Annotated in this window: 12 protein-coding genes; all 12 read right to left on the minus strand. The window is 70.7% G+C overall.

Going from position 1 to position 14,227, the window contains the following annotated elements:
- Window positions 1-54: 54 nt before the first annotated feature.
- The 12 genes from PKE79_RS08465 to PKE79_RS08520 all read right to left on the minus strand — a co-directional run bounded on the left by PKE79_RS08465 (window position 55) and on the right by PKE79_RS08520 (window position 14,099).
- Window positions 55-1,521 carry a hypothetical protein gene (locus PKE79_RS08465; protein ID WP_271173254.1) on the minus strand — a complete coding sequence of 489 codons (1,467 nt, stop codon included), beginning with the start codon at window positions 1,519-1,521 and terminating at the stop codon, window positions 55-57.
- 91 nt (window positions 1,522-1,612) lie between these two features.
- Complete coding sequence (gene dnaE, locus PKE79_RS08470) at window positions 1,613-5,125, minus strand: DNA polymerase III subunit alpha (protein ID WP_271173255.1); 3,513 nt, start codon at window positions 5,123-5,125, stop codon at window positions 1,613-1,615.
- 87 nt (window positions 5,126-5,212) lie between these two features.
- Window positions 5,213-6,136 carry an RluA family pseudouridine synthase gene (locus PKE79_RS08475; protein ID WP_271173256.1) on the minus strand — a complete coding sequence of 308 codons (924 nt, stop codon included), beginning with the start codon at window positions 6,134-6,136 and terminating at the stop codon, window positions 5,213-5,215.
- Complete coding sequence (lspA, locus tag PKE79_RS08480; RefSeq protein WP_271173257.1) at window positions 6,133-6,723, minus strand: signal peptidase II; 591 nt, start codon at window positions 6,721-6,723, stop codon at window positions 6,133-6,135. Before lspA ends, PKE79_RS08475 begins: the two co-directional genes overlap by 4 nt.
- Before the next feature lie 8 nt (window positions 6,724-6,731).
- Window positions 6,732-7,361, minus strand: coding sequence for a DivIVA domain-containing protein (locus PKE79_RS08485; protein WP_271173258.1), 630 nt, complete (start codon window positions 7,359-7,361; stop codon window positions 6,732-6,734).
- Window positions 7,362-7,482: 121 nt separating this feature from the next.
- Window positions 7,483-7,785 carry a YggT family protein gene (locus PKE79_RS08490; protein ID WP_271173259.1) on the minus strand — a complete coding sequence of 101 codons (303 nt, stop codon included), beginning with the start codon at window positions 7,783-7,785 and terminating at the stop codon, window positions 7,483-7,485.
- 37 nt (window positions 7,786-7,822) lie between these two features.
- Window positions 7,823-8,326 (minus strand): cell division protein SepF, encoded by a 504-nt coding sequence (locus PKE79_RS08495; protein WP_271173260.1) that lies wholly within the window; start codon window positions 8,324-8,326, stop codon window positions 7,823-7,825.
- A gap of 34 nt (window positions 8,327-8,360) precedes the next feature.
- A complete protein-coding gene (locus PKE79_RS08500; protein WP_271173261.1) occupies window positions 8,361-9,044 on the minus strand; it encodes a YggS family pyridoxal phosphate-dependent enzyme in 684 nt (227 codons plus the stop codon).
- A gap of 3 nt (window positions 9,045-9,047) precedes the next feature.
- Window positions 9,048-10,223: a cell division protein FtsZ gene (ftsZ, locus tag PKE79_RS08505; RefSeq protein ID WP_271173262.1), complete on the minus strand. Its 1,176-nt coding sequence runs from the start codon at window positions 10,221-10,223 to the stop codon at window positions 9,048-9,050.
- A 248-nt stretch (window positions 10,224-10,471) separates the two neighbouring features.
- A complete protein-coding gene (locus tag PKE79_RS08510) occupies window positions 10,472-11,548 on the minus strand; it encodes an FtsQ-type POTRA domain-containing protein (RefSeq protein WP_271173263.1) in 1,077 nt (358 codons plus the stop codon).
- 5 nt (window positions 11,549-11,553) lie between these two features.
- Entirely contained in the window at window positions 11,554-12,963 is a 1,410-nt protein-coding gene (gene murC, locus PKE79_RS08515; RefSeq protein ID WP_271173264.1) for a UDP-N-acetylmuramate--L-alanine ligase, read from the minus strand.
- Between the two features lie 50 nt (window positions 12,964-13,013).
- Window positions 13,014-14,099: a UDP-N-acetylglucosamine--N-acetylmuramyl-(pentapeptide) pyrophosphoryl-undecaprenol N-acetylglucosamine transferase gene (locus PKE79_RS08520; protein ID WP_271173265.1), complete on the minus strand. Its 1,086-nt coding sequence runs from the start codon at window positions 14,097-14,099 to the stop codon at window positions 13,014-13,016.
- Between the last annotated feature and the right edge of the window lie 128 nt (window positions 14,100-14,227).

Genomic DNA, 14,227 nt, shown 5'->3' on the forward strand with positions numbered 1-14,227 from the left:
GCTCATGACAGACGGCCTCCCCTCGCAGCGAGGAGAGGCCGTCGGTGAGGGCGATCAGCCGCGCGTCACGCCGGATACATCGTGCAGGTAGCCGATGCGGCCGTCGTCGTCGCGCACGACGAAGACGTCGCCGCGGTCCTCCAGGACGAGGGCCCACGCGGTGGGACCGATGCGGAACAGCGGATCGCCGCTCTCATCCACGACGTCGCGCTCGACCGGGACGAGAGCCCAGAAGGGCTGGGCGGAGGTCGGACGCTCGTCGGCCTGCGTCGTCTGAGCATCGGCCGCCGGGGCGCCCTCGGATCCTTCGACGAGGCGCGACAGCTCGTCGGCACCGTCATGGGGGGCGGGCGCCGGCTGCTCGGCATCGGGCTCGGTGACCTGGACGTCGGAGAAGACCTCGGTCTCCTGCACACCATGCTCGGCGCCGCGCGGCTCGTCGTCGCTGAGGATCGTGTCGTAGAGACCCTCATCGGCAGGCTGCGCGGCCGACGCCTGCTCGGGCGCCGACTGCTCCTCGGGCGCCGCGGCGGACTCGGGCGCCGCGGCGGACTCGGGCGCCGACGCGTCGTCCGGAGCAGCTGCCGCCGGAGTCACGTAGGGATTCGCGCCCGGAGCGACCCAGGCGTCCTGCGCGGCACCGTGCTGATGGCCGTATGCGGCCTGACCCGGTTGACCGGCCTGCTGGCCGTAGGGCTGCTGCCCGTAGGGCTGCTGACCGTAGCCGGCCTGTCCGTACGGCTGCTGACCGTAGGGCTGTCCGTACGGCTGCTGGCCGTAGCCCTGCTGCCCGTGGGGCTGCTGACCGTAGGGCTGCTGCCCGTACGCCTGCTGGCCGTACGGTGTCTGCGCGTACTGCTGACCGTAGGGGTGCTGGCCCTGCTGCGCTCCCGGCGCCTGCGGCCATCCGCCCTGCCCGGCCGGCGCGTTCGGCCATCCGCCCTGCGCGGCCGGCTGCGGACGCGGCGCGCGTGCGACAGGACGCGCCTTCCGCGCCGCGGGGTGCGCGGTGCTCTCCTCACGGCCGTCGAAGTCCTCGCGGAAGGGCGGGACGAACGGGGCGACCACCGTGAAGAACACCCCGGCGAGCATGAGGAGCGCCTCGAGCCAGGGCACCCACGTGAGGAACCACTCGCCGCCCTGCGCACCCCAGGCGAGGCGGCTCACCCACAGCACCGCGCCCACCGAGAACGCGACCGAGGCGAACTGGTCGACGCCGAGCGATCCGACGCGGGTGATGGCCGTGGGCGCGAGACGGCGGAGCAGGATGAGGAACGCGCCGGCGGCGGGCAGGAGGGCGCCGAGGATCCAGTCGAGGCCCGATGCCCAGATCGGCACGAACGAGAACCGCACGATGGAGAAGAACGAGAACAGCAGCGCGAGGCCGCCGACGATGACGAGGATGAGCTCACGCGCCGTGAACGGCCCGACGCCGTTCTGCGGGCGCCCGCTGTTCGTCTCCCGCGGCGCGTGCGCCGCCGGTTCGGGCTGGGGCGTGTAGCCGGGGTACTGGTCGCTCACCCTGTGTCCTTCCGTCGAGGTGCGGGTCGATCCTACTTGCCGCGCTTCAGCGCGGCCGCGGGCACGACTCCCCTGCCCGCCGGGCGATCGCTCACGCGATGCACTGCGGCCCGAGGAGCGCCTTGAGGTCGCCGAAGAGCTCGGCCGTGATCGAGACGGGCATCGGGATCTCGAACACCTTCGCCGTGCGCCCGCGGTGCATCTTCAGGCGCACCTCGGTCTCGCCGCGGTGGCGCCGCAGGACCTCCGCGAGGTCCTGCGCGACGCGCTCGGTTGCACGCTGCTCGGGAAGGAGCAGCGTGAGCGGCCCCGACACCTCGAGCGCGCCCACGTCGGGCACGAAGGCCATCTGCGCGTGGATGTTCAGCCCGTCGTCGCGTCGCGACACGCGGCCGCGCACGGCCAGCACCGAGTCCTGCTGCAGGATCGGCTGGAACTCCGTGTACGTCTTGCCCATGAACATGACCGTGACCTCGCCGTCGAAGTCCTCGACGGTGATCATGCCGTAGGGGTTTCCGCTCGACTTCGCGACGCGGTGCTGCGCGCTCGTGACGAGCCCCGCGACGGTCACCTGGTCGCCATCCTGCAGGTCCTCGGAGGCGAGCAGGTCGCTGATCGTGATCGACCGGTGCTTCGCGAGCGGCACCTCGAGGCCCGCGAGCGGATGGTCGGACACGTAGAGCCCGAGCATCTCGCGCTCGAAGGCGAGCTTGTCCTTCTTCGTCCACTCGGGGCGGTCCGGCACCTTCTGCACGGCCTCTGGCTCATCCCACAGGCTGTCGAAGTCGAATCCGATCGCGCCGCCCGCCGCATTGCGCTTGTCGGTGACCGCGGACTCGACCGCCTGCTCGTGGATCTCGAGCAGCGCGCGCCTCGTCGAGCCCATCGTGTCGAAGGCGCCCGCCTTGATGAGCGACTCGACCGTGCGCTTGTTCGCGACGTGCATCGGCACCCGGCGGAGGAAGTCGTGGAAGTCGGTGTAGGGGCCCTCCTCGCGCGCGGCGATGATGCCGTCCACGACGTTCGACCCGACGTTGCGGATCGCGCCGAGGCCGAAGCGGATGTCGTCGCCGACGGCCGCGAAGAAGCCGATCGACTCGGAGACATCCGGCGGCAGCACGTGGATGCCCATCCGACGGCACTCGTTCAGGTACATCGCGAGCTTGTCGCGCGAGTCGCCGACGCTCGTGAGCACCGCCGCCATGTACTCGGCGGGATAGTGCGCCTTGAGGTACGCGGTCCAGTACGAGACGACGCCGTACGCGGCCGAGTGCGCCTTGTTGAACGCGTAGTCCGAGAAGGGCAGCAGGATGTCCCAGAGGGCCTTGATCGCGCCCTCGCCGAACCCGCGCTCCTTCATGCCGTTCGAGAAGCCCTCGTACTGCTTGTCGAGCTCGGATTTCTTCTTCTTGCCCATCGCGCGCCGGAGGATGTCGGCCTGGCCGAGGCTGAAGCCCGCGACCTTCTGGGCGATGGCCATCACCTGCTCCTGGTAGATGATGAGGCCGTAGGTCGTGTCGAGGATCTCGCGCAGCGGCTCCTCGAGCTCGGGGTGGATCGGCGTGATCTCCTGCTGCCCGTTCTTGCGGAGCGCGTAGTTCGTGTGCGAGTTCGCGCCCATGGGGCCCGGACGGTACAGGGCGATGACGGCCGAGATGTCCTCGAAGTTGTCGGGCTTCATGAGCCGCAGAAGCGAGCGCATGGGGCCGCCGTCGAGCTGGAAGACGCCGAGCGTGTCGCCGCGGGAGAGCAGGTCGTAGGCACCGCGGTCGTCGAGCGGCAGGTGCTCGAGGTCGACCTCCTCGCCGCGGTTGGTGCGGATGTTGTCGAGCGCGTCCGAGAGGATCGTGAGGTTCCGCAGCCCCAGGAAGTCCATCTTGATGAGGCCCAGCGACTCGCACGCCGGGTAGTCGAACTGCGTGACGATCTGCCCGTCCTGCTCGCGGCGCATGATCGGGATGATGTCGATGAGCGGCTCGCTCGACATGATGACACCGGCCGCGTGCACGCCCCACTGGCGCTTCAGGCCCTCGAGGCCGACCGCGCGGTCGAAGACCGTGCGCGCCTCGGGATCGGTCTCGATGACCGTCCGGAACTCGCTGGCCTCCTTGTAGCGCGGGTGCTCGGGGTTGAACATCCCGTCGAGCGGCATGTCCTTGCCCATCACGGCCGGAGGCATGGCCTTCGTGAGCTTCTCGCCCATGCTGAACGGGAAGCCGAGCACGCGGCCGGCGTCCTTCAGCGCCTGCTTGGACTTGATCGTGCCGTACGTGACGATCTGCGCGACGCGCTCGGAGCCGTACTTCTCGGTGACGTAGTCGATCACCTCGCCACGGCGGCGGTCGTCGAAGTCGACGTCGAAGTCGGGCATCGAGACGCGGTCGGGGTTGAGGAAGCGCTCGAAGATGAGTCCGTGCTCGAGCGGGTCGAGGTCGGTGATGCGCATCGCGTAGGCGGCCATCGAGCCGGCGCCCGAGCCGCGGCCCGGACCGACGCGGATGCCGTTGTCCTTCGCCCAGTTGATGAAGTCGGCGACGACGAGGAAGTAGCCGGGGAACCCCATCTGGGTGATGATGCCGATCTCGTACTCGGCCTGCTTGCGCGACGCCTCCGGGACGCCGTTCGGGTACCGGTAGTGGAGGCCCTTCTCGACCTCCTTCACGAACCAGCTCTCCTCGGTCTCGCCCTCGGGCACCGGGAAGCGCGGCATGTAGTTCGCCGACGTGTTGAACTCGACGTTGCAGCGCTCGGCGATGAGCAGCGTGTTGTCGCACGCCTCCGGATGGTCGCGGAAGAGCTGGCGCATCTCCTGCGCGGTCTTGACGTAGTAGCCGTCGCCGTCGAACTTGAAGCGGTTGGGGTCGTCGAGCGTCGAGCCGGACTGCACGCAGAGGAGCGCCGCGTGCGCATCGGCCTCGTGCTGGTGCGTGTAGTGCGAGTCGTTCGTCGCGACGAGCGGGATGCCGAGGTCCTTCGCGAGGCGCAGGAGGTCGCTCATGATCCGGCGCTCGATGGAGAGGCCGTGATCCATGATCTCGGCGAAGTAGTTCTCCTTGCCGAAGATGTCCTGGAACTCGGCGGCGGCCGCGCGCGCGGCGTCGTACTGCCCGAGGCGCAGGCGCGTCTGGATCTCGCCCGACGGACATCCGGTCGTGGCGATGAGGCCCTTGCCGTACGTCTGCAGCAGCTCGCGGTCCATGCGGGGCTTGAAGTAGTAGCCCTCGATGCTCGACAGCGAGCTGAGGCGGAACAGGTTGTGCATGCCCTGCGTCGTCTCGCTGAACAGCGTCATGTGCGTGTACGCGCCGGAGCCCGACACGTCGTCGCTCTTCTGATCGGGCGAGCCCCACTGCACGCGCGACTTGTCGCTGCGGTGCGTTCCGGGCGTGACGTAGGCCTCGAGTCCGATGATCGGCTTCACGCCCGAGGCCTTGGCGGCCTTGTAGAACTCGAACGCCGCGAACGTGTTGCCGTGGTCGGTGACCGCGATCGCCGGCATGCCGTAGTCGGCCGCCGCCTGCGTCATCGCCGAGAGCTTCGCCGCCCCGTCGAGCATCGAGTACTCGCTGTGCACGTGGAGGTGGACGAAGGAATCAGACGCCATGCCTCGAGTCTACGTTCGGCGTCCGACACGGAGCCGGGGGCGTGTCGGGCGCGCGCCGCCCGCGCCGCCCGAGGGCGGGCGACGGCGCTACTCGCCGCGGAGGACCGCGAGCGCGTGGGCGAGATCCGCGGGGTACTCCGAGGTGAACTGCACCCACTCCCCCGATCCGGGATGCGCGAACGCGAGCTTATGCGCGTGCAGCCACTGGCGCGTGAGACCGAGCCGCGCCGAGAGCGTCGGGTCCGCGCCGTAGAGGGGGTCGCCGACGCAGGGATGGCGGTGCGCCGCCATGTGCACGCGGATCTGGTGCGTGCGGCCCGTCTCGAGGTGGATCTCGAGAAGCGAGGCGCCGGGGAACGCCTCGATGGTCTCGTAGTGCGTGATGGAGTCCTTGCCGTCCGGAGTGACGGCGAACTTCCACGAATGGCTCGGATGGCGGCCGATCGGCGCGTCGATCGTCCCGGTCAGCGGGTCGGGGTGGCCCTGCACGACCGCGTGGTAGATCTTGTCGACCGTGCGCTCCTTGAACGCGCGCTTGAGCAGCGTGTAGGCGCGCTCGGTCTTCGCCACGACCATGAGCCCGCTCGTGCCGACGTCGAGGCGATGCACGATGCCCTGGCGCTCCGCGGCGCCCGTCGTCGCGACGCGCACGCCCGCGGCCAGAAGGGCGCCCAGCACGGTCGGCCCCTCCCAGCCGAGGGAGGGATGCGCCGCCACTCCCGATGGCTTGTCGACGACGACGATGTCGTCGTCCTGGTGGACGATGCCCAGCTCGGGCACCTCGACCGGCACGACCCGCGGCTCCTCCTTCGGCTGCCACTCGACGTCGATCCAGGAGCCGGCCGAGACGCGGTCGGACTTGCCGACCGTGACGCCGTCGACCTGCACGCCGCCGGACTCGGCGACCTCGGCGGCGAAGGTCCGCGAGAAGCCGAGCATCTTCGCGAGAGCCGCGTCCACGCGCGTCCCCTCGAGCCCGTCGGGGATCGGCAGCCGCCGGGACTGGCTCACGCGTGCCGTCCTGCGTCGGCGCCCTCGTCATCCGGATGCGCGCCCTCGGCGACGGCGCGGTCCTTCTCGCGCGAGCCGTCGAAGCGGATGCCGACGAGAGTGAGCAGCGCGACCGAGATCATCATCGACACGATGAAGATGTCGGCGACGTTGTAGATCGCGGGAGTGGTCCAGAACCACATCCACGGCGTCAGGATGAAGTCGACCACGTGGCCCACGGCGAACCCGGGCTCCCGGAACACCCGGTCGACGAGGTTGCCGAGCACGCCGCCGAGCAGCAGGCCGAGCACGACCGCCCAGAGCCGCGAGCGGATGCGCGTGATCGCGAGCCAGACGATCGCCGACGCGACGAGCGCCATGGCGAGGGTGAAGACCCAGGTCACGCCCTCACCGAGGGAGAACGCCGCACCCGGGTTGTAGACGAGGTGCCACTGCAGAGCGTCGCCGACGACGGGAACCGTGCGCCCGGGGTCGAGGCTCTGGATGGCGAGCTGCTTGCTGAACTGGTCGGCGGCCAGCACGACGATCGCGAGGATCGCGATCGTCGTACCGGCCGCCGCCGCACGCAGAGGGGGTCGGCCCGACAAGACGGGCTTTACAGACCGATTGCCGAGACCGGGGTCGAGCTCGCGGGCGTGGCCGACGAGTCGAGGTCCTTGAGCTTGGTCTCGAAGTACGTGCGCAGCTGCTGACGGTAGTCGCGCTCGAACTGGCGGAGCTCCGTGATGCGGCCCTCGAGCGTCTTGCGCTCGCTCTCGAGCTTCGCGTGGATCTCGCGCTGCTTGGCCTCGGCCTCCGAGACGATCTGGCTCGCCTTGGTGTTCGCCTCGCTGACGATCTGCTCGGCCGTGGCCTGGCCCTCGGCGACGTGCTCGTCGTGCAGGCGCTGCGCGCGCTCGATGATGCTCGCGGCGCTCGTGGCGGTCGACGACACGGCGGGAGCAGCGGCCGGAGCCTCCTGCGCGGGGGCCGGCGCGGCGGGTGCCTCGGCGACAGGAGCCGGAGCGACCTCGGCGGGAGCCTCAGCGGCGGCAGGCGCCGGAGCGGCCTCGCCCGACTCGTACTGAGCGAGCTTCGCCTTCAGCTGCTCGTTCTCCTCGATGGTCTTGCGCCACTCGACGACGATCTCATCCAGGAAGTCGTCGACCTCGTCCGGGTCGAAGCCCTCCTTGAACCGGACGTGCTGGAACTGCTTGGTGACGACGTCATCCGGGGTCAATGCCATGGTTTTGGCTCCTCTTTCGATGAGTACTCGGTCGGCGGCCGGGAACGAACCTGGCACGTGTCCGTGTCTGACAGCATAACCGCCGCTCATGGGCGTTGCCGAGCCGCGACCCGGGGAGGGGTCAGAGATAGGTGAGGGTCCGCGTCACCGACAGCAGGATGAAGCAGAGCAGCATCGTGAGCGCGAACGCGAAGTCGATCGCGATCCCGCCGACGCGAAGCGGGGGGATGACTCGCCGGAACATCTTGATCGGAGGGTCGGTGAGCGTGTACGCGATCTCCGCGAGCACGAGCACCGCTCCCTTGGGACGCCACTCGCGGTTGAACATCGGGATGTACTCCAGGATGAGGCGCCCGAAGAGCACGAAGATGTACAGCAGCAGTGCGAAGTTCAGGATCGACGCGATGAGTCCGAGTGCGCTCACAGCGTACGATTCTGCCCGATTCGGCTGTGCGGGGCCGTCACGACTGCGCGAACGGCGCCGACTCGATGTCGGCGTGCGCGATCGCCCCGTCGCCCGAGACGGCGATGTTCTCCGGCGACAGCAGGAAGACCTTGCTCGTGACGCGCTCGATGCGGCCGTACAGGCCGAGCGAGAGACCGCTCGCGAAGTCGATGAGGCGGCGCGCGTCGGCGTCGCTCATCTGCGAGAGGTTGATGATCACGGGGATGCCGTCGCGGAAGTGCTCGGCGATCGTCTGAGCGTCGCGGTACTGCTTGGGGTGGACCGTGACGATCTCGTTGACCGCGCCGGACGCGGGCTGGCGCACCACGGCGGGGCGACGCAGCGGCGTGACGGGCGCGGGAGCTGCCTCTTCGATGAGCTTCTCCTCTCGGTGCGGACGCTCTTCGCGCACGATGCGCTCTTCGCGCGGCGTGCGGGACTGCGCCGCGGCCTCTTCCTCGTACTCTTCCTCGTCGGCGAGGCCGAGGTAGACCATCGTCTTCTTGAGCGGGTTCGCCATGGCGTCCTCCGTTGTGTTCGCGTCTTGTCCGAGGCTAACCCCGCGCGTCGCGCGGGCCCGTGATTGCGGATCCGATCCGCAGGTGTGTCGCGCCGCAGGCGATCGCCTCGACGAGATCCGCCGACATGCCGGCGGAGATCCAGGTCGCGTGCGGCTCCACCGAGCGCACGCGCGCGGCGTAGCCCGCGAGTCGCTCGAACGCGGCAGCAGGGGCCTCTCCGAGCGGCGCGACGGCCATGACGCCCCTGAGGGCGAGCGACGGCGCCGCGGCGATCCGCTCGGCGAGCGCCTCGATGCCATCCGGCGCGACGCCCCCGCGGGCGGGGTCGTCGGTGAGGTTGATCTGCACGAGCACGTCGAGCGGGCTCTCCCCCGGCTCGGCCGCAGCCTCGAGCGCGTCGACGAGCCGATCACGGTCGACCGAGTGCACGGCCGAGGCGACCCGGCGAACCGCTCGCGCCTTCTTCGTCTGCAGCTGGCCGATGAAGTGCCAGCGCAGGCCGAGGGGCGCGAGCTCCTCCGCCTTCGCGACGAGCTCCTGCTGGCGGTTCTCGCCGACGTCGACGACCCCGAGCCCGTGCAGCTCGCGCACGAGCGCGGCGGGATGGAACTTCGTCACGACGATCCGGGTGATCTCCCCGGCGTCGCGCCCCGCCGCGCGTGCGGCATCAGCGATCTGAGCGTCGACGGCCGCCAGACGCTCGGCGAGGCCCGACACGGCCTACTTCAGGAAGTCGGGGATGTCGAGGTCGTCGTCGCCGAACGCCGAGTCGAACCCGCTCGAGTCGGGCAGGACCGGGTTCGTCGCGCCGACGCTGACGGGCTCGCGCTCGGCACGCGACGTCTCGGCCGCGGGCTTCTCCTCGGTCTTCACGACGGTCGGGAGCGACGCGGGCTTCTGCGGCTCGACGCGCCCGCCGAACGCGGGGACCTCGACGCGCGGCTGCGGCTCGCCGCTGTCGAACCCGGCCGCGATGACCGTGACGCGCACCTCGTCGCCGAGGGTGTCGTCGATGACCGTTCCGAAGATGATGTTGGCCTCGGGGTGCGCGGCCTCCTTGACGAGCTGCGCGGCGTCGTTGATCTCGAAGATGCCGAGGTTCGACCCGCCCTGGATCGACAGCAGCACGCCGTGCGCACCCTCGATCGACGCCTCGAGCAGGGGCGATTCGACGGCGAGCTCCGCCGCCTTGATCGCCCGGTCGGCTCCGCGCGCGGAGCCGATGCCCATGAGGGCGGAACCGGCCCCCTGCATGACCGACTTGACGTCGGCGAAGTCGAGGTTGATGAGACCCGGCGTCGTGATGAGGTCGGTGATGCCCTGAACACCCGCGAGGAGCACCTGGTCGGCCGTCGCGAACGCCTCGACCATGGAGATGCCGCGGTCGCTGATCTCGAGGAGACGGTCGTTCGGCACGACGATGAGCGTGTCGACCTCTTCCTTCAGGGTCGCGACGCCGAGCTCCGCCTGGTTCTGCCGGCGACGGCCCTCGAAGGAGAAGGGCTTCGTGACGACGCCGATCGTGAGCGCGCCGATCGACTTCGCGATGCGCGCGACGACGGGCGCGCCGCCCGTGCCGGTGCCGCCGCCCTCGCCTGCCGTGACGAACACCATGTCGGCGCCCGCGAGCGCCTGCTCGATCTCCTCCGCGTGGTCCTCCGCCGCGCGGCGCCCGACCTCGGGGTCGGCGCCCGCGCCGAGCCCTCGCGTCAGCTCGCGGCCGACGTCGAGCTTGACGTCGGCGTCGCTCATGAGCAGCGCCTGCGCATCCGTGTTGACCGCGATGAACTCGACGCCGCGAAGCCCGAGTTCGATCATGCGGTTCACCGCGTTGACGCCACCGCCGCCGACGCCGACGACCTTGATCACGGCGAGGTAGTTCTGGTTCTGGCTCATGCCGGCCTCCGTATCGACCCCAGGCTTCACCGGGCCTCAACCTTCACGTTCAAGTAGAGGGTTAAAGTATTGCCCGGTATGTATTTCTTTCGTGCTCGACGCTACGTGCGGCGCGGGCGCCACGCGCGCAATGGATGCGGGCGTGTCGGGAGAAATTCCCGGAATGCCCCGCCCCCTGCTCGCATGTCTCACTTCGGCACGGATCTCGACGCCCAAAACCGCCCGTCGTGAGACACGGTCCAAGGTTGTCAGCGCACGATGATGGTCCCGGGTGCGGAGACGTCGTAGACGGTCGCCCCCTCGGCCAGGGCGCCCTTGAGCGCTCCCTGGAGTGTCGAGACCTTCTCGGACGTGTCGTCGACGCTCCCCCAGATGACCTGCGGGCCGCCGTCGCCGAGCGTGAGAGTCACGTCCTCGGGCGACGTCGCTCCCGCGCCCGTGACGCGCGCGCGGAGGTCCTCCGGCAGGGAGCGGAGCACCTGGCCGACTGCGCGGAACGCGTCGGCGCCTGTCCCGCCCTCCACCTGGATGAGGGGCAGCCCGGCCGGTCGCTCCCCCGCCGTGGCGAGCACGACGCCCGCGGCGTCGACCGTCGTGAAGCCGGCCTCCGACTCGACCACGCCGACCGGCGTGCGCTCGACGACGCGGATGACGAGATCGTGCGGCGGGTGCGCCTCGAGGGTGTAGGTCTCGATGAGCGGGAACGCCACGAGCGCGGCCTTCACCGCGCTCGCGTCGACGAGGGGCAGCGGCTTGCCGAGCTGGTCGGCCAGCGCGGACTCGACCGCCGCGGCATCGAGCTGCTCGGCACCCTCGATCGAGATCTCCTCGACCGCGAAGAGCGGGCTGTACGCCGCTCCGACGCTCCCGACGACGAGGAGCAGCACCGAGCCGATCCCGATCAGCCACGCGAGACGGCGCCGCCGCGCGCGCACCGTGAACCGGCGCACCTCCGCGCGGAGGGCCTTCCGGCGTGCGCGCGCAGCGCGCCAGACGCCGCGCCATCCGACCCGGTCGTCGTCCGCGCGGCCCGACACCCGGCCCTTCGCCTCGTCGTCGGCGCCGCGTGCGCCCGGCCGAGACCGCTCCTCCGCACGACCGCCGTCACCCGGCTCGGCTGAACCGCCCGAGCGGATCTGCACGATCGGGGCCGTGTCGACGTGATCGCCGGCAGGTGCGCTCGAAGCGCGGTTCTCGGAGACGGGCTCGCCGATGCCGAGCCGCTGCATCGCCGAACGCCGTTCGGCGAGCCGGCGCTCCTCGTCGTGAGCCGACGCGTCCTCCTCCGTGCCGGAGGAGGGTGGGAGGGGTCCCGGTCGCCGCATGGCGCCTAGCCTGCTGCGCGGGCGTCCGAGCTCGCGAGGGAGTCGAGCACCTGCGGGATGATCCGGTACACGTCACCGCAGCCGAGGGTGATGACGTAGTCGCCCTCGCGGGCCACGGACGCCGTGTAGTCGGCCGCCTGCTGCCAGTCCGCGACGAAGTGCACGCGCGACGGGTCGTCGAACGCGCCGCTCACGAGCTCGCCCGTGACGCCGGGGATCGGATCTTCGCGGGCGCCGTACACGTCGAGCACGACGGTGTGATCGGCGAGCTCCTCGAGGACTCTGGCGAACTCGCCCGCCATGAGCTTCGTGCGCGAGTAGGTGTGCGGCTGGTGGAGCGCGATGATCCGCCCCTCGCCCACCACGGTGCGCGCGGCCGACAGCGCGGCGGCGACCTCGGTCGGGTGATGCGCGTAGTCGTCGTACACGCTCACCCCGCGCTCGACGCCGTGCAGCTCGAATCGGCGCACGGTGCCGCCGAACGTCTCGACCGCGCGGACCGCGGGTTCGAGGTCGTATCCGAGCGTGAGGAGGACCGCGACGGCTCCGGCCGCGTTGATCGCGTTGTGGCGGCCGGGCACGCCGAGGCGGCCCGAGACGCGCTCCTCGCCGTGGACGAGCGTGAAGCCGACGGGCCCGTCGGTCTCGATGTCGACGACGCGCACGCCGGCCGACTCGGCCTCGCCGAACGTCACGACGTTCTCGTGACGCAGTCGCGCGGCGACGCGCTGGGCGCCGGGGTCGTCGGACGAGATGACGACGGCCTCGCGCGCCTCGTCGGCGAAGCGCACGAACGCGTCGTCGAAGGCCTCGTGCGAGCCGTAGTGGTCGAGGTGGTCGGCGTCGACGTTGGTGATGAGCGCGACCGAGGTGTCGTAGAGGAGGAACGTCCCGTCCGACTCGTCGGCCTCGATCACGAAGAGGTCATCGGAGCCGACGCCGCTCGACGCGCCGACCTGCTGGATGACGCCGCCGTTGACGTAGCTCGGGTCGGCGTCGAGCGCGCGCAGGGCGGTCACGATCATGCCCGTCGAGGTCGTCTTGCCGTGCGCGCCCGCGACGGACACGAGGCGACGCCCGCCGATGAGGTAGTGGAGAGCCTGCGAGCGGTGGATGACGGCGAGGCCGCGCTCCTTCGCCGCGAGGAACTCGGGGTTCTCGGGCCAGATCGCGCCCGTGTAGACCACGGTGTCGACGTCGCCGAGGTTCGCGGCGTCGTGGCCGATGTGCACCGTGGCGCCGAGCTCGGCGAGATCGCGCGTGTTCTGGCTCTCCGACCGATCGGAGCCCGAGACGGGGATGCCGGCGGCGAGGAACATGCGGGCGAGGCCCGAGATGCCCGAGCCGCCGATGCCGATGAAGTGCACGGCGCCGATGCGCTCGGGGATGGGGACGGAGAGGTCGGGCTTGATCATGGCCCGTCGAGTCTAAGCCGCGCGCCTGGCATCGGGCTCACGGCGCGCTGTCATGCCCGGGGCCGCTCCGCGAGGGCCCGGTCGAGGTGCTCGATGACGTTCTCGGTCCCGCGACGCGTGCCGGCCCCGTCGGCCGCCGCGGCCATCCGCTCGAGGAGGTCCGAGCGCTGCAGGAACGGCAGGATGTCGGTGCGCACCTTCTCGGGAGTGAAATCGGCGTCGTCGATGAGGATGGCGGCGCCCGCGTCGACCGCGGATGCCGCGTTGAGGCGCTGCTCGCCGTTGCCCACGGCATACGGCACGTAGATCGCGGGGATGCCGAGCGCGCTGACCTCGCTCACCGTGGAGGCGCCGGAGCGAGACACGATGAGGTCGGCGAGGGCGAACGCGAGGTCCATCCGGTCCACGTAGCGGCGGACCGCGTATCCGGCGACGCCGGGGTCGACCAGGTCGGACTTCTCCCCCGTGACGTGCAGCAGCTGCCATCCGGTGTCGAGGATCTCCTGCCACGACGCGCCGATCGCCTCGTTGAGGCGGCGCGCGCCGAGCGACCCGCCGAAGACGAGCAGGGTGGGCCGGTCGGGGTCGAGGCCGAAGTGCGCTGCGGCCTCCTCGCGCGCGGCAGCCCGGTCGAGGTTCACGATCTCGGGGCGCAGCGGCATGCCCACGACCTCGCCGCGCTTGAGCGGCGTGCCCTCGAATGCGACGCCGACGTGCGCGGCGCCGCGGGCTCCGAGGACGTTCGCGAGACCCGGACGGGCGTTGGCCTCGTGGACGACGTAGGGCACGCCCTCCTTCCGGGCGGCGACGTACGCGGGCGCTGCCGCATAGCCCCCGACGCCGAGGACGACGTCGACACCGCGCTCGCGGATGTGACGGCGCACGTCCGCGACGGCCTTCCGCCACTTCGCCGGGAAGCGGAGCGCGTACCCGTTCGGCCGACGCGGGAAGGGCACCTTGTCGACGACGAGCAGCTCATAGCCGCGCTCCGGCACGAGACGCGACTCGAGCCCCTCGCGCGTGCCGAGGACGAGGACCTCGTCGGACGCGCTGCGGGCGCGGAGCCCGTCGGCGACAGCGAGAAGCGGGTTCACATGGCCGGCGGTCCCGCCGCCGGCGAGGAGGTACGTCGTCACCCCTCGATCCTCCCATGTGCGCAGCGCGCGCCCGGGCACGACCGCACGGACGGGCATGTCCCGAACGTTCACGGAACCCGAACCCGGATGGCGGGCGGGTGGCACGGCGCCGGCCGGATGGCGCGGGT

This window comes from Microbacterium barkeri, from assembly GCF_027921765.1.
GTDB lineage: Bacteria > Actinomycetota > Actinomycetes > Actinomycetales > Microbacteriaceae > Microbacterium > Microbacterium barkeri.

Coding starts and splice junctions, on each gene's coding strand:
- dnaE (WP_271173255.1), bottom strand. CDS start 5,125: ATGGCGTCTGATTCCTTCGTCCACCTCCACGTGCACAGCGAGTACTCG.
- PKE79_RS08485 (WP_271173258.1), bottom strand. CDS start 7,361: ATGGCATTGACCCCGGATGACGTCGTCACCAAGCAGTTCCAGCACGTC.
- PKE79_RS08495 (WP_271173260.1), bottom strand. CDS start 8,326: ATGGCGAACCCGCTCAAGAAGACGATGGTCTACCTCGGCCTCGCCGAC.
- ftsZ (WP_271173262.1), bottom strand. CDS start 10,223: ATGAGCCAGAACCAGAACTACCTCGCCGTGATCAAGGTCGTCGGCGTC.
- PKE79_RS08510 (WP_271173263.1), bottom strand. CDS start 11,548: ATGCGGCGACCGGGACCCCTCCCACCCTCCTCCGGCACGGAGGAGGAC.
- murC (WP_271173264.1), bottom strand. CDS start 12,963: ATGATCAAGCCCGACCTCTCCGTCCCCATCCCCGAGCGCATCGGCGCC.